This is a genomic window from Nocardia speluncae NBRC 108251, assembly GCF_001613245.1.
GTDB classification, from domain to species: domain Bacteria; phylum Actinomycetota; class Actinomycetes; order Mycobacteriales; family Mycobacteriaceae; genus Nocardia; species Nocardia speluncae.
This window is the reverse complement of record NZ_BDBZ01000020.1, coordinates 157,019-171,819: the sequence shown is the minus strand read 5'-3', so window position 1 is coordinate 171,819 and position 14,801 is coordinate 157,019. Positions and strand designations below refer to the sequence as shown.

The window sequence follows — 14,801 nt, the reverse complement described above, 5'->3', positions numbered from 1 at the left end:
CGGTCGCGTTGTGCCTGCCCGGTGGATCACTGCTGTGCCGGGCCATCCGGTTCCGGCCGGTCGAGGATGGCCTGCGTCCGGCTGTCCAGATCTCCGAGAGTGGACAGCAGTCCCAGGGCACCGAGCTCCGGGGGTGGTTCGTCGGCCATCTGACGTAACTCGGCCAGCACCGCGTCGATATCGTCCTCCGGTACCGGCCGTCCACGCCGCGCGCCGGCAGTATCGACAGGCTGCCAGGCAATGGCCTGCTGCCACCACGGGTCGCGGATGGCCCACGCCCAGATCGTCTTGCGGACCAGCGGTGCGCTATCGGTGTAGAGCTGGAAGAACGCATCGAGATCCCGGTGTTCGAGTTCGAAGATCTCATCCGGCAGACGGCGGGCCCGGATATGGCACATCGGGGCGCGGGTCACCTGAAGGGCGGCGTCGCGCGGGTCCGGAGGTGTCTCCAGGATCTCGTCGAGAATGCTCTCGGTGAGGTAGGGGAGGGTGAAATTCCCTGTGGTTACCTGTATCCGGGTGGCCCCGCGCGGATTGTAGAGGCGGCGGGTCGCGACATCCAGGACAGCCAGGTCACGGTCGGCGGTGAGCGCCAGCAGGGCGCGCAGGCAATCGAATCGGTCCCGGACGGTGGCTTCCAGCAGCGCACCGCGCGCCTCGGGGCGGCGGTGGACCCGCAAACCTGTTCCGGAGCGGTGGATCAGGGTGCACACCACACCCACCGCCCGCTCCGGTGGGCCGGGCTCGGGTGCTTCTACCAGGGACAGATACCGCTCGTATGCCTGCTGGGCCGAATCGAGCGCGGCCGCCGGCAGTACGGCGAACAGAGAACTCACCCGCCAAGTACAGCAAAATATGCGAATTGTCGCTGGTTCACTTCAAATAAAACCCGCACCGGGGCAACGTATCTCGGATACCTGTCAAATGCCGGCGATACCGGCCAGCTGCCCGATACCGTAGGTGACTGCCATGGCCAGCGCTCCGCCGAGCACTACGCGGGCCACCGCCCGCACCCGGTTGCTGCCGCCGAGCCAGGCGCTCACCGAACCCGTCAGCGCCAGCGCGAGCAGCACCGCGACCATGGTGACCGGGATCCGCGCCGTGGTAGGCGGCAGCAGGATCGCCAGCAGTGGCAGCAGCGCACCCAGGGTGAAGGCCACCGCCGACGAGAACGCCGCATGCCACGGATTGGTCAGCTCGTCGGGATTCAAACCGAGCTCGGCCTCGGCGTGGGCGGCGAACGCGTCGTAGGCGGTCAGCTCCTCGGCCACCTGCCGGGCGGTCTCGGCGGACAGGCCCTTCGCGTGATAGATCGCGGTGAGCTCGGCCAGTTCGTCTGCGGGGTCCTCCTCCAGTTCCCGGTATTCCTGCGCGAGCAGGGCCGCCTCCGCATCACGCTGAGTGCTCACCGAGACGTACTCGCCGACGGCCATGGATATGGCTCCCGCGCTGATCCCCGCGATTCCGGCGGTGACGATGGCGCTGGTACTGGACGCAGCCGCCGCGACACCCACCACCAGGCCCGCGGTCGACACGATCCCGTCGTTGGCGCCCAGCACCCCGGCCCGCAGCCAATTGAGCTTGGCCGCGAACCCTGTTTGTGGGAGATACCGGTCCTCCGCTGCCTCGGTCATGCTTGAAGGCTATGACAAAAGTTCGGCTGACGCGCGATCCCGCGAGAGCCACCTGGATCACCTTCGGAATCGAGGACAACCGTGGCGATCGGCCCGTTCAGGCCACGGTGCTGTCCGTGGCGTCGCCGTAGAGTTCTGCTCGCGCCGAACGTAGCTCTTCGTCGGTGAAGAGGCCGTGCTCCTCCTCGTATCGGCGAAGGTCTTCGGCCAGCAGGTCGTGCCGGATCTGCCGGTCCACAGCTGCCGCGACGTAGCCGGACACATTGTCGGTGATGTTTCGTAGCTCGTCGACCTGCGCCGAAGGGAGCGTCACGGTTATCCGGGGCGATGTCATAGTGCGATCATGTCGCGGTATGCGGGTTCGGGAAACCTGCTCTCGAGACTATTGGGGCACTGCGTAGAGGTAGAACAGAGCGATCGTTACCAGGCCCATCGCCGGTGTGAGCACCCACGTCTCCACCTTGTTCCCGGTGCGGGAGATGATCGGGACGGCCAGGCGGGGCTTCAACGGCCACAGCAGGGGGCAGCCGCGGTCGGTGAGGCAGTCGCCGACGATATGGATGAGTGCGCCGAGGCCGATGGCGAACGGGAGCCAATACGGGGAGTCCGGGAGCCAGCGGTCCATCAGTACGGTGCCGCCGCCGGCCAGCAGTACACACAAACCCCAGGCGCGGAAGGAATCGCCGCGCGGCGTCAGATGCAGGGCCCGGATACCGAAGGCGAGCATGACGAAGATGACGCCGAGGGTGAAGTACCTGCCCAGATAGTTCACGCCCGCCCAGGTCGCCCAGCCCGCCAGCAGGACGAACAGCAACCCGTGCGTGCCCTTGCGGTGCCCACCGGAAACGGTCGCGACCCCCTTTGCCACGGCATTACTCAAAGGGCCCAGCGAATTCCCGATCGTGCCGCCCGGATGGTCGATATCCGGCAGCAGCGCCGCACCCGCCGTGATCAGCGCCCCCAGGATCAATTCGAGTGCGCTGACTTCTACAGGGCCGCGCACGAATTCCATCACCGGGACGGGTACGACGGTAGCGGCGGTGGCGAATGCCAAGGCGCCGCTGGTGGCATGGGAATGGCCGAGCAAAACATCTCCCGTATCAAGGTGCGATCGAACGTAGCGATCAAAGTTAGCAATCGATCCCGACAACCCGGACCGGCGCACGACGCGCCGGAAGCCCGCGATCGCGAGACACGCCGTGCTGACGGTGGTTTCGGTGAAAGGCCCCGGGGCATCCCTGTACCCCGGCCTCCATCGATGCAATGCTGGCGCGACCGGAGCGCCGGTGGAGTGATCCGTTCTCGCCAGGGGGTGTCGAATGCGTGATGACCGGCCGATTCTGTATCGGGTGCCCGATTTCGAACCGTCGACGGACTCGTCGGATGGGTTGCCGCCGGCCCGGCCAAAGGGTGCCGAGCCACCGTCACCCGGAACGCTATCGTCCGGCGTGTCATCGGTCGGAATGCTTTCGCCCGGGACCCGGCCGCCCGGGCGGCCCTTGCCGGGGGCGCCGCCGGTGCAGACCGGCACACCGCGGAGCAACAGCGACCGCGAGGCGAGGTCGGCGCCGGACGAATCCCATGGTGCTGTCTCTACTGCACCGGCACCGACCGGCGCACCCGCGGAAACGCCCGCCGGGTGCCGTCCCCGCATCGATCGCAAATCCCTGCGCGCCAACCGCAGCACACCGGCGGGGATCCGGCGTGCGCACCGAGCCGGGCATGCGGCCGACGACAGCACCGAACCGAGCGAAGCCAGGGAATTCACCGGAAGGGCCCTGCGGATCCTGCTGGAGGTCCTGGACCGCCGCCGTCCGGTAGCGCAGCTGAACACCCTGTGCGCGTCCGCACTGGTGCACACGGTCGGTGTCCTGGTGGCGGGCGATCATGCCCCCAGCCGGACGCTGGGCGCCGCAGTGCTCACCAAGTTCCGGTTGTTCCCGGCCGGCGACCAGGCGTTCGAACTGATAGCCATGTACCAGCGCGGCCCCCGCCGGCTCGCCCTCGCGGGCCGCGTCGAGCACACGGCCACCGGTTGGAAGCTTGCCGCGCTACGCCTGACCTGAGCGCCCGTGCGGATACGGTCGCGCTGGCCCTCGCCGCCGGCGAAGTGATCCTGCTCAGCCCGGCCGACTACGCGTCATGCACGACGTCCATGGGCCAGCTGCCGGGCAATACGAGTAACCGCTCACCGGCAGCGCTGCGCCGATGTGGAGATCGAGCCACAGTGGTTGCGGGGACAAAGGATTGCGCGGCTGCATACCATGAGGGCGCGGGAGGCCCCGTCGATGGGAGAGCGTGATGAATGACAGTGCGGGCGTCGTGGATCCGAATACACCGAGCATCGCACGGGTGTATGACTATCTGCTCGGGGGGAAGGACAACTACCCCGTCGATCAGAAGATCGGCGATCATTTCAAGGTCGATCTGCCCGGCTCGGTGGCTATTGCTTTCGGGAACCGGCAGGCGCTGGTGCGGGGTGTGCGTGATATCGCCCGCAGTGGGGTGAAACAGTTCATCGACCTGGGTAGTGGTCTGCCGACCGCCGATAACGTGCACCAGATCGCGGCGCGATATACAGACGACGCGAAGGTCGTCTATGTGGACAACGATCCGATCGTGCTGGCGCACGGCCGGACGCTGCTGGCCACCGACGACCGCACTACCGTGGTCCAGGCCGATGTACGTGAGCCCGAAAAGATCCGCAACAGCGCAGAGGTACGCCGGCTCATCGATTTCGACCGGCCGGTGGCGATGGTGTTCAGCGCGATCTTGCACCACCTCAACGACGACGAAGATCCGCGCGGTCTCGTTTCCTATTGGTGCGATCAGATTCCTTCGGGCAGCGAGGTGTTCATCTCTCACTTCCGCTCCGGCGGTAATTCGGAGACCGAGGCCGCGGAACAGAAATTGCAGTCGACGTTCGGCCGCGGGCGGTGGCGCACGGACGACGAGATCCGCGAATTGTTCGGTGATCTGGAACTGCTCGAGCCGGGTATCGTGCCCGCGGTGCTGTGGCGGCCCGATACCCCTGGCGAGTCCGATACGCCGATCAAAAATATCGGTACAGCGGAACGGGAACTGACGGTATGGGATCAGCTCATATCGGCCGGGTTGGCGCGCAAATCGTAAGAGGGAGCCGATGTAGCCAGGAACCGCCGGGCGGAGCTGGGTAATCACGGGTTCGGCCCCCTCGGGTATCGGCGCCCGCTGCCGGGTTGCGCGAACGAGGTGCGCATGTCACCGGCTGCGATATCGACGAGGCGGATATTCGGGCGATCTGTCCACACTCGGGGGTCGGTCGCTGCCGGAATGTGTTTACGCTGCTTGTCCGGATATCGGTGGATCGGAGGACAAATGGTCGGCGGAAACGAGCCGGGTGGCCGGAAACGGGATTCCGCGGCCACCAGGGCCGCGATTCTGGGGGCGGCGCGGGAATTGTTCGCCGAGCGGGGGTACGAGCGGGCGACGGTGCGCGATATCGCGACCCGGGCGGGTGTTAACCAGGCCCTGCTGTTCCGGTATTTCGGGAACAAGGACGAGCTGTTCCGGGCGACGATGACCGATCGGGGCCGCTCGATGCTGGAATCAGGGTCCGTGGAGACACTGCTGTCGCGGCTGCTGGAACAGGCGCTCGAGCCGAGCGAAGCCGCGGCGCACGGGGATTGGTTGCAGGCGGCGTTGCGGTCCAGTGGGCACGAGGCGAGTGCGTCGGTGATTCGCCGGGAGTTGGGGGAGGAGTACATCCGGGCGTTGTCCTCGCTCACCGACGAGGCGGGCGCGGAGTTACGCGCCGATCTACTGCTGGCCTGGTTGCTCGGCATCGGGATGGTGCGTTCGGTGCTGCGCCGGGAGCCGCTGGCCGGCGCCGATCCTGCGGAGATTGCCGGATATGTGCTGCGTGCGGCGGGTGTACTGCTGGAACGCAACGATCCGGGATTCCCTCCGGAATAAGGCGATCGCGTCGTTGACGCGCAATCCCGCACACCCTTACCCTGGCTAAGTAAGCAACTGCTTACATCGCTGGGTGTCCGATCCCCGGGCGCCGCGGAAGGGAGACCGCATGACCGTGAACACCGAGGTGCGCCACTACCCCTTCGGTGCACCGACACGTCTCGATATGGACCCGCTCTACGCGAAACTGCGCCGCGAAGAGCCGGTCAGCCGGGTCGAGTTGCCCTACGGCGGCCAGGGCTGGCTCGTCACCCGCTACGACGACGTGCGAACGGTGCTCGGCGATCCCCGATTCAGCCGCGCGGCAACCGTCGGCCGCGAAGACGTCCCGCGCGCCACACCCACCCCCGCACAGGCCGATTCACTGCTGAGCCTCGACCCACCCGAGCACAGCCGGCTGCGCAAACTGGTCGCCAAGGCGTTCACCGGCCGCCGGGTTGCGGAACTGCGCCCCCGCACCCGGCAGATCGTCGACGAGAAACTCGGCGAAATGGAACGCGCCGGTTCCCCTGCTGATCTGGTGCAGGGACTGGCCCTGCCGCTCCCGGTCACCGTGATCTGCGAAATGCTCGGCGTGCCGGCCCGCGAGCAGCACCGTTTCCGGGACTTCTCCGACGCGATCCTGTCCACCACCGCCTACACCCGCGAGCAGATCGAATCCGCCCGCGGCTCGCTCGAGGGCTACCTCGCCGAACAGGTCGCCCAGCGCCGGGAACACCCCACCGACGACCTGCTCGGCGCCCTGGTCGCGGCCCGCGACGACGCGGACCGGCTGAGCGAGAAGGAACTGGTGAACCTGGGGGTCGGGATCCTCATCGCCGGCCACGAGACCACCGCAAACCAGATCGCCAACTTCACCTACGTCCTGCTCACCCAGCGCGAATACTGGGACCAGTTGCGCGCCGACCCCGAGCTGATTCCGGGCGCGGTCGAGGAACTGCTGCGCCACACCCAGCTCGGTGCCGGCGGCGGGCAGCCACGGGTGGCGACAGAGGACGTGGTGCTCGGCGGGGTCACGGTGCGAGCGGGGGACGCGGTGTTCGTGCACACCCAGTCCGCCAACCGGGACGAAGCCGTGTTCGACGATCCCGAAACACTCGATCTCACCCGGCAGCGCAATCCGCACATCGCTTTCGGGTACGGCGCGCATCACTGCCTCGGCGCACAATTGGCGCGGATCGAACTCCAGGTCGCGATGGAGGCATTGCTGGAGCGATTCCCGGGGTTGTGCCTGGCAGCGCCGGTGGACGAGATCCCGTGGAAGTCGGGGCTGTTGGTGCGGGGCCCGGAAAAGCTACTCGTTACCTGGTGAACAAGGAGTGTTCGGCGCCTGGCACACATCGTGCCGGGCGCCGGGGACGCGGGAGAAATACCCGGTCCGTGCGCGCGGGATCACACCGGGGCGACGGTGAGCTTCCGATGGAAACACACACGGTCTTGTCCGGGGCCGTCGTAGTCGCGGTGAACCGGTAGGCCCTCGATCTCGAGATCACCCTTCTCCAGTTCGAAGCCCATGGCGCGGTGGAATGCTATGGACCCGGTATTCGTGGGCGCGGTGATCGCACGCACCTCCCGGCGACCGGTCTCGGCGGCGCGCCGGAAGAACTCCTCGTACAACGTGCGCGCGACGCCCTGCCCGCGCAGCCGCGGGTCGACACCTACGAAATGGATATAAGCCTCGTGCTGGTTGTCGGTGGCATAGAAGCCGACGAGAAACGCCGTGATTCCGGTGTCGTCCTCCTGCACAAGGCTGGTGTGGGAGAAGAACTGCAGGAACAGTTTGGGTAGCAGCAGGGAGAGTTCGCGGGCTTGTTCGGGCGTGCGCGAATCGCCCCACCACCGCTGCACACATCCGACGATCGTGTGATGGTCCGAGAGATGCGCCCGGCGCATATTCGGCATTCCCTACTCCCTTCGGCTGGACGATCCCATGGCCCTGGACGCTGCCGGTGCGGCCGCGACGGCCGGGAAGCCCGGCGACCATGGACTAGTTCACAATTCTGGCAATCATCCGACGACCGTGCTCCTCGAACGGGACGTCGCCTATCCCGTGCGCCCAGACCACCGTCGTGATCGCCTGATACATCCATTCGAGTTCGAGAATCTCGAGGTCTTCTTCGCCGAATTCGCGTCCGAGCCCGGTGGTGAACGCCGCGGCCAGATCCGGTCGTGCGGCGAACTGCTGGGCCTGTAAACGCACCAGATCACTGGTCCAGTGCCGTTGGTCCGCACGGCCGAAATCGATCACCGCGAGATCGCCGTCGTGGAGTAGCCAGTTACGAGGGTGGTAGTCGCCGTGAGTGAACGACAGTCGCACGGGGCGGGAAGCGATGTTCGTCAGTCGTTTCCGGAGTTCGTCGAGATGCCCGGCGGTGACCAGTCCGCCGGCATCAGTGATCGATCGAAGTCCTCTATCCCGTAGGTTGCCGACGTAATCCGGGGATACCTCTCCCGGAACCAGCAGGGCATCGAGTACCTGTCCGGCCTTGCGGTACGTCGACGTAACCCATTCCGCCGCTGTACCTTCGACGAGCTCGCCCGGTAGATAGGTCGCGACGAGGATCTTCGCTTCCACGTCAGCGTGTACGAGACGTGGTACCGCGGCGGTGGACGACGACAGGAACGACCGATGTGCCGCGATTTCCCGATCGATATGGTGACTCGTCCGGGATGCCTTGACGATGAAGTCGCCGCCGTCCGCGCGGACCCGCAATACCGTCGTATCCTGCAGCGGCCACGAGTGGTCCGCGAGGGCCTCCCAGCGCGCGAACCAGCTGTCCAGTAAGGCCCGGTGAGCGTTCGACAGAGCATCTTTTCCCGGCACGGCGACAGCCTAGGGTGTCCGCGATGGCCGAGATTCCGCAACCTGCGACAGTCCGGCCGCCGATCGATCGCCACACACGGCGAATTCCCCAGTGACGCTGCCCGGTCACCGGCCCGGCAGCGAAACCTGAAATTCAGGCGAGCCGGCCGCGCTGATTGCGCTCCTGGAAATAGGCGTCGTCTTCATCGCGGTTTCCGCGTGCGGCACCCGGCGACATCATGCCGGGCATCCCGGTGCGACCGGCCCGGTTACCGGTAGTGGCCGCAGCGTGACGGTCGATGAGGACCGGACAACCGCTGTGCACTGCGGGAGTCGTGGGACCGCGACCGGCTACCCCTTGCCTGTGCGGTGGTGGGGGAGCAGGGTGGAGGGACCGGTGGCGCCACCGGGGTGCCGCCCCGAGCAGAGAGGGGGTGGGTCGTGTTCGCGCGATCTACCAGAATTCAGGCGCGACCCTCCGCTATCGATTCCGGGATCGCGTATATGCGCGATGAAGTCCTGCCCGGGTTGCGGGAGATTCCCGGGTGTATGGGGATGTCGCTGCTGGTCGACCGGGATAACGGGCATTGCATCGCTACCAGCTCGTGGGAGTCGCAGGAGGCGATGGACGAGAGTAAACAGCGGGTCGCTCCTCTCCGCGACCAGGGGCTGGCCATGTTCGGCGGCAGTGCGCAGATCGAGGAATGGGAGATTGCCGGACTGCACCGGGCGCACCGTGTCAGCGAGGGAGCTTGTGCGCGTGCGACCTGGGTGAAGACCGATCCGAGCCGGATCGATTCGGCCGTGGAGATCTACAAGTCCGCCACCCTGCCCGCGATGGAGCAGCTGGACGGGTTCTGCAGTGCGAGTCTGATGATCAACCGCAGGTCCGGCCGCGCGGTCTCGTGTACCAGCTACAGCAGTGCTGCGGCGATGCGGGCGAGCCGGGAGCAGTCGGCTTCGCTGCGGGTGGATGCGGCCCGGCAGACCGGTGTCGAAGCGCTCGACGTGCGGGAGTTCGAATTGGCGCTCGCGCATCTGCGGGTGCCGGAAATGGCCTGAACGCGGGATCAGGACTCGGGACGCGCGTCGAATTCGGACCGCGCGGCGACAATTTCCGTCCGGTGTTCGCGCGTCCACGCGACCAAGGGGTCGATGATGGTGAGCAGGCTGCGACCCAGCGGGGTCAATTCGTAGTCGACCCGTCCGTCAGGCCGAACTCCTTGCCCGCACCCTGCGGGTATGACCGCCGGTTCTCGCAGCCGGGTCGCGGTGCTACAGCGCTTGCCGATCCGCCTCCAGCCGGTCGTCGAATTCCGTGCGGGCGCGTTCGACCTCGGGCAAGGTGCCCGTCGCCCAGTTCAGGAGTGCGTCGAGGAGATCCTGTAGCGATCTGCCGAGCGCTGTCAGGCGGTATTCGACCGCGACGGGGCGGGTGCCGGTGACGATCCGCTCGATCATCCCGTTGCGTTCGAGGCGGCGCAGCGCGGCGGTGAGCGATTTCTGGGTCACCACCGGTATGGCCCGGCGGAGACCGTTGAAACGCAACGGTCCGTGCTCGCACAGTGCATCGAGGATCCGCAGCGACCACTTGTCGAGCACCTGATCGAGCAGGTCGCGGTGCTGTTGGGTGAGCTGCGGGGCCGGTGCGGTGGTTTCCGTCATGAAACCTAGTCTCGTTGAAGTTCCCTTCGGGCACCAGGTAGAAATTGGATACCTGCTTCCACCAGCGAAAGGACCACCCATGGCAGTGCAGCTACTCACCCCCGAAGGTATGTTCGCGCCCGTTCCCTACCACCACGTTTCGATTGCCACCGGCAGCCGCCAGGTGCACGTCGCCGGGCAGATCGCGCGCGACGCCGACGGTAACCCCGTCGCGACCGGTGACCTCGCCGGCCAGGTCGCACACGCCCTGCGCAGTACGGCGCGCGGCCTGGCGGGGGCGGGCGCGACGTTCGCCGACGTCGTACGTCTGCGTTTCTTCGTCACGAACTGGAGCCCGGACAAATACGACGATTTCGTCGCGGGGTTGGGCAGCGTTGTCGACGAGCTGGGGATACCCCAGCCGCTACCGCCGCTGTCGGCGATCGGCGTCGACTACCTCTTCGAACCCGATGTGCTCGTCGAGGTCGAGGCGTACGCCGTGCTCGATTGATCGTCGAATTCGGTTCGGGCCGCTGCGCACGCAGCGGCCGAGCCGACCGAGTTCGCGGACGCGCTGCCTCGTTGTGCCGACGCTGCCATCCGGGCGGATGAGTGCTGGTCACCGGGCCCAGCGTATTCGTCGTTACGTTTTCGGGGACTGTGCCCGACGTTGCCGCAGTCTGTGCGATCACGGGCGCCCTGATGCCCGGATGGTTCGTGTGTCGGCTACGGGGTCAGGACGATTCGGCCGAACACTTCGCCCTCGTCCATCTTCCGGTGTGCGAGTGCGGCTTTCTCCAGGGGGAGCGATTCGTGTACGACTGCCTGCAGGTCGCCGCGACCGGCGGCGGCCCACTGGTCGAGTTGGACGGCACGGCGGTCCGCCGGCGCGACCGTGTCGGCGCTGAAGGTCGCGAACGACAGCGACTTCAAGAACGAATTCAGCATGGCCGCGCCGAAATCCGGTGGCGGGAAGCCTGCGACGGCGCCGGCGGCGACCATGCGGCCTTTCGGTGCGAGTTTGTCGAGGAACATCGGCATATCCGGCCCGGAAATGATGTCGAGGATCACGTCGTAGTCGATGGGGGCGTCGGCGCCTGCGCCGGATCGGTCCACCACATGGGTTGCGCCGAGGGCGCGGAGCCGGTCGCCGCGTTCCGCCGAGGAAGTCGTCACCGCCACGGCGCCGGCGCCGCCACGGGCCGCCAATTGGACCGCCATAACGCCGATACTGCCGGCCGCGCCGCGTACCAGCACGGTCTCCCCGAACGCGAAATGAGCGTGGGCCAGGGCGAAATGGGCGACCATTCCGGAACTTCCGAGGGTGACCGCGTCGGTGACGGACAGATCTGTGGGCAGGGGCAGGATCTCGTCGGCCGAGGCGAGGGCTTGTTCCACATAGCCCCCGCCGCGGCCGGTGAACGCCCACACACGCTTGCCGGTCCACGAGGTATCGACCCCCTCGCCGACGGCCGTGACGGTTCCGGCGACCTCGGAACCGGGGATATGGCCTTCCTCGATGCCGTATCCGGCGAGGGTGCCGCGGCGGATCATCGCGTCGACACCGCCGACGCCGATCGCCTCGGTGGCTATCGTCACCTGTCCCGGGCCGGGAACGGGGGCTGGGGTATCGATGACGGCCAGCCCGTCCGGGCTGCCGAATGACTGGATGACGACTGCTTTCACTGTCTCTCCTCGTTCTGGGTTCGGTCGGCGGAGACAATGGCTCGTCTCGCTCGTTGCCGACGCTAACGGACGCCCCCGTCCGTTTAGCTAAAGTGAGAGGGGTGCCCGATCATTTGACTCACCCGCGGCGCTCCGACGCCAGGGACAACCGCGAACGCATCCTCGATGCGGCGCGCACCCTGTTCGCCACCGAGGGGCTGAACGTGCCGATGCGGGAGATCGCGCGGCTCGCAGAGGTGGGGCCCGCCACCCTGTATCGCCATTTCCCGGCCAAGGAATCCCTGGCAACCGAAGCATTCGCCGACCAGATGCGGATCTGTCACGCCATCGCCGACGAGGGCCTGGCCGATCCGGACCCGTGGCGCGGCTTCTGTCACGTCATCGAGCGGACGTTCGACTTGAACGCGCGCAGCCGAGGCTTCACCGAAGCCTTCATGTCGACGTTCCCGAACGCCCTGGATTTCGCCGCGAGCCGGGAGTACGCGCTGAAATCGGTCGCCGAACTGGCGCGCCGAGCCAAGGAAACCGGGCACCTCCGCCCCGATTTCGTGCTGGAAGACCTGATGCTGATGCTCATGGCGCACCGAGGTATCCAACCCGGCTCGCAGGCTGCGCGCACCGCGGCTTCCCGGCGCTTCGCCGCCTTCGTGATCGAGGCGTTCCGCGCTACCTCGGAGGCCGCACCGCTACCGCCGGTTCCGCGGCTGACCCCCGCAATAGTGGGCTGAAGCCTCGCTCCCGATGCCGAGCTCCCGGGCCGGTAAGACCCATGGCTCCCAAATTGCTGGAACGGCAAGTTTTCGTGCCAGGTGCTCGTGTGTCCGGCAAGCTCAGGGTGCAGCCCGGCTCGAGAAGGAGACCATCGTGCCCACCATGCCCCGCCGCGTCGACGCTCCGCCCCCCAGAACGGGAAACAGCGAGGCCGAGACTCTGCGCGGTTTTCTCGACTACCTCCGGACCTCGATCGCGGCGAAGGTCGACGGCGCCCCGGAACCGCAGGTCCGGGCGGCGGCCGTGCAGTCGGGCACGAACCTGCTGGGGCTGCTCGAACATCTGACGGCTGTCGAGCGTTCGATATTTCTCGGCGAGAACGTCACCGATTGGCAGGCGACCTTCCGGGCATCTCCCACCGACAGCGTGGCCGATGTGGTCGCTCGATACCGGGAGGCGGCGCAGCGGGCGAACGAGGTGCTCGACGGGTGCGCGGATCTCGGCGCGCCCGTCCCACGCCCCCGATCCGGACGTCCGGCACCTACCGTTCGGTGGGCGCTGGTCCACATGATCGAGGAGACGGGCCGCCATGCCGGGCATGCGGATATCCTCCGCGAACTGATCGACAGTGCGACCGGACGCTGAGGTCGCCGCCGACCACTCGACCCCCGCAGTTCCGTAACGGCCCGGGATCGCCTCCGGTTGTCCCGGCGCCAGGGCATCGAGTCGCCGGCTGGTCGGACGCCGGTGGGCCGGACGACCCGGCGGCGCCGGCCGTGGGGTAGTTCACCGGGCGTTCGTTTGCCTTATGGGTTCGATAATTGTCAATATCGATGTATGTCTAATTCGCCGGTGCCGGGCGAGGGATGCAGCCCCTCGGCCCGGATCCGGGAACCACTGTCGGCGGATGCCTCGGTGGAGCTGGCGGTGCTGTTCAAAGCGCTGTCGGATCCCGTGCGGGTGCAGTTGCTCAGCGCGATCGCGTCGCGCGCCGGGCAGGAAGCCTGCGTGTGCGATCTGTCCGAGGGCATCGAACTGACCCAGCCGACGATTTCGCACCACCTGAAGGTGCTGCGCGGCGCGGGACTGCTCACCAGCGAGCGACGCGCGTCCTGGGTGTATTACCGGGCGGTTCCGGAAGTGCTGCGCCGGCTCTCGCAGGTGCTGCTGGTGGAAAGCGGCGCGGCCGCCGAGGTGAACGCGTGACCGGCAGCGCGCCGGGTGTGGTGGGGAAGCTCTCCACCCTGGACCGGTTCCTGCCGGTGTGGATCGGGGTGGCGATGGTTGCCGGGCTACTGCTGAGCCGGCTCATACCCGGACTAGGCGACGGCCTGGCCGCGGTGGAAATCGACGGGATCTCACTGCCGATCGCGATCGGGCTGCTGATCATGATGTACCCGGTGCTGGCCAAGGTCCGCTACGACCGCCTCGACACCGTCACCGGCGACCGGCGGCTACTGGCCGGGTCGCTGGTCCTGAACTGGCTACTCGGCCCCGCGCTGATGTTCGCGCTGGCGTGGCTGCTGCTGCCCGACCTGCCCGAATACCGAACCGGACTGATCATCGTCGGTCTCGCGCGGTGTATCGCCATGGTGATCATCTGGAACGATCTGGCCTGCGGTGACCGGGAAGCCGCCGCTGTTCTGGTGGCGCTGAACTCGGTCTTCCAGGTGATCATGTTCGCGGTTCTCGGCTGGTTCTATCTGTCGGTATTGCCCGGATGGCTGGGGCTGGCGCAGGCCACGATCGAGGCCTCGCCCTGGGAGATCGCGAAATCGGTGCTGATCTTCCTCGGGATACCGTTGCTGGCGGGATACCTCACCCGCCGATTCGGGGAGCGCGCGAAAGGCCGCGACTGGTACGAGGCGACGCTGATCCCGCGCATCGGGCCGTGGGCCCTGTACGGGTTGCTGTTCACCATCGTGGTGCTGTTCGCCCTGCAAGGCGAGCGAATCACCGCCCAGCCCCTCGATGTCGTGCGGATCGCGGTACCGCTGCTCGCATATTTCGCGATCATGTGGGGCGGCGGCTACCTGCTCGGCGCGCTCATGGGCCTCGGATACGAGCGGACCACCACGCTGGCGTTCACCGCGGCGGGCAATAATTTCGAACTCGCCATCGCGGTCGCGATCGCCACCTACGGCGCAGCCTCCGGCCAAGCGCTTGCCGGGGTGGTGGGCCCGCTGATCGAAGTGCCGGTGCTGGTCGGACTGGTCTATGTGTCCCTCGCACTACGCAACAAGTTCCGGATTTCCGGCCGTGGTGCTCCCACTGGTCATCTCGAGCCGCGGCGCGCGAAGGTGTTTCCGCGCGGACACTCGGGGCATCCGGGGCGCATGAATACCGACAAATCATCCGGAAAGAGCGCG

Annotated in this window: 17 protein-coding genes and 1 pseudogene; 10 read left to right on the top strand and 8 right to left on the bottom strand. The window is 66.9% G+C overall.

Features of this window, described 5'->3' with window-relative positions; all coding sequences use genetic code 11:
- Positions 1-26 precede the first annotated feature (26 nt).
- The 4 genes from NS6_RS19820 to NS6_RS19805 form a co-directional block, all read right to left on the bottom strand.
- Positions 27-836 (bottom strand): hypothetical protein, encoded by an 810-nt coding sequence (locus tag NS6_RS19820; protein ID WP_068043835.1) that lies wholly within the window; start codon positions 834-836, stop codon positions 27-29.
- A gap of 84 nt (positions 837-920) precedes the next feature.
- Entirely contained in the window at positions 921-1,634 is a 714-nt protein-coding gene (locus NS6_RS19815; protein WP_068043833.1) for a VIT1/CCC1 transporter family protein, read from the bottom strand.
- Positions 1,635-1,731: 97 nt separating this feature from the next.
- Entirely contained in the window at positions 1,732-1,968 is a 237-nt protein-coding gene (locus tag NS6_RS19810) for a type II toxin-antitoxin system CcdA family antitoxin (protein ID WP_068043831.1), read from the bottom strand.
- Between the two features lie 48 nt (positions 1,969-2,016).
- Entirely contained in the window at positions 2,017-2,721 is a 705-nt protein-coding gene (locus NS6_RS19805; protein WP_068043829.1) for a metal-dependent hydrolase, read from the bottom strand.
- Between the two features lie 430 nt (positions 2,722-3,151).
- Between NS6_RS19805 and NS6_RS34860 the strand changes: the two genes are divergently transcribed.
- The 4 genes from NS6_RS34860 to NS6_RS19785 all read left to right on the top strand — a co-directional run bounded on the left by NS6_RS34860 (position 3,152) and on the right by NS6_RS19785 (position 6,900).
- Positions 3,152-3,700, top strand: coding sequence for an Rv3235 family protein (locus tag NS6_RS34860; protein WP_157112841.1), 549 nt, complete (start codon positions 3,152-3,154; stop codon positions 3,698-3,700).
- A gap of 235 nt (positions 3,701-3,935) precedes the next feature.
- Positions 3,936-4,766 carry an SAM-dependent methyltransferase gene (locus tag NS6_RS19795; RefSeq protein ID WP_068043825.1) on the top strand — a complete coding sequence of 277 codons (831 nt, stop codon included), beginning with the start codon at positions 3,936-3,938 and terminating at the stop codon, positions 4,764-4,766.
- Between the two features lie 225 nt (positions 4,767-4,991).
- The gene (locus NS6_RS19790; RefSeq protein ID WP_068043823.1) at positions 4,992-5,588 is read left to right on the top strand and encodes a TetR/AcrR family transcriptional regulator; all 597 of its coding nucleotides are present in this window, start codon (positions 4,992-4,994) and stop codon (positions 5,586-5,588) included.
- Between the two features lie 109 nt (positions 5,589-5,697).
- On the top strand, positions 5,698-6,900 hold the full coding sequence (locus NS6_RS19785; protein WP_068043822.1) for a cytochrome P450: 1,203 nt from the start codon (positions 5,698-5,700) through the stop codon (positions 6,898-6,900).
- An 80-nt stretch (positions 6,901-6,980) separates the two neighbouring features.
- On the opposite strand, the gene NS6_RS19780 is transcribed toward NS6_RS19785, so the two are convergent.
- Entirely contained in the window at positions 6,981-7,490 is a 510-nt protein-coding gene (locus NS6_RS19780; RefSeq protein WP_068043820.1) for a GNAT family N-acetyltransferase, read from the bottom strand.
- A gap of 85 nt (positions 7,491-7,575) precedes the next feature.
- Positions 7,576-8,412 carry an aminoglycoside phosphotransferase family protein gene (locus NS6_RS19775; RefSeq protein WP_245669422.1) on the bottom strand — a complete coding sequence of 279 codons (837 nt, stop codon included), beginning with the start codon at positions 8,410-8,412 and terminating at the stop codon, positions 7,576-7,578.
- A 420-nt stretch (positions 8,413-8,832) separates the two neighbouring features.
- Between NS6_RS19775 and NS6_RS19770 the strand changes: the two genes are divergently transcribed.
- Positions 8,833-9,453, top strand: a complete 621-nt coding sequence (locus tag NS6_RS19770) for a putative quinol monooxygenase (RefSeq protein WP_068043818.1) — start codon at positions 8,833-8,835, stop codon at positions 9,451-9,453.
- A gap of 213 nt (positions 9,454-9,666) precedes the next feature.
- Here the strand turns inward: NS6_RS19770 and NS6_RS19765 are convergent, their stop codons facing one another.
- Complete coding sequence (locus NS6_RS19765; protein WP_068043817.1) at positions 9,667-10,056, bottom strand: winged helix-turn-helix transcriptional regulator; 390 nt, start codon at positions 10,054-10,056, stop codon at positions 9,667-9,669.
- A gap of 79 nt (positions 10,057-10,135) precedes the next feature.
- Between NS6_RS19765 and NS6_RS19760 the strand changes: the two genes are divergently transcribed.
- Positions 10,136-10,546, top strand: a complete 411-nt coding sequence (locus NS6_RS19760; protein WP_068043815.1) for a RidA family protein — start codon at positions 10,136-10,138, stop codon at positions 10,544-10,546.
- Between the two features lie 215 nt (positions 10,547-10,761).
- Here NS6_RS19760 and NS6_RS19755 read toward each other — a convergent pair whose 3' ends face one another.
- The gene (locus tag NS6_RS19755; RefSeq protein ID WP_068043813.1) at positions 10,762-11,721 is read right to left on the bottom strand and encodes a zinc-binding dehydrogenase; all 960 of its coding nucleotides are present in this window, start codon (positions 11,719-11,721) and stop codon (positions 10,762-10,764) included.
- A 101-nt stretch (positions 11,722-11,822) separates the two neighbouring features.
- Between NS6_RS19755 and NS6_RS19750 the strand changes: the two genes are divergently transcribed.
- The 4 genes and pseudogenes from NS6_RS19750 to arsB form a co-directional block, all read left to right on the top strand.
- Positions 11,823-12,449, top strand: a complete 627-nt coding sequence (locus NS6_RS19750; protein ID WP_245669421.1) for a TetR/AcrR family transcriptional regulator — start codon at positions 11,823-11,825, stop codon at positions 12,447-12,449.
- Positions 12,450-12,594: 145 nt separating this feature from the next.
- Positions 12,595-13,077 (top strand): DinB family protein, encoded by a 483-nt coding sequence (locus NS6_RS19745; RefSeq protein WP_068043811.1) that lies wholly within the window; start codon positions 12,595-12,597, stop codon positions 13,075-13,077.
- 192 nt (positions 13,078-13,269) lie between these two features.
- Complete coding sequence (locus NS6_RS19740; protein ID WP_068043809.1) at positions 13,270-13,638, top strand: ArsR/SmtB family transcription factor; 369 nt, start codon at positions 13,270-13,272, stop codon at positions 13,636-13,638.
- A pseudogene (gene arsB / locus NS6_RS19735) lies at positions 13,635-14,687 on the top strand (ACR3 family arsenite efflux transporter); the annotation flags it as partial. The gene NS6_RS19740 and the pseudogene arsB, both read left to right, overlap by 4 nt.
- Between the last annotated feature and the right edge of the window lie 114 nt (positions 14,688-14,801).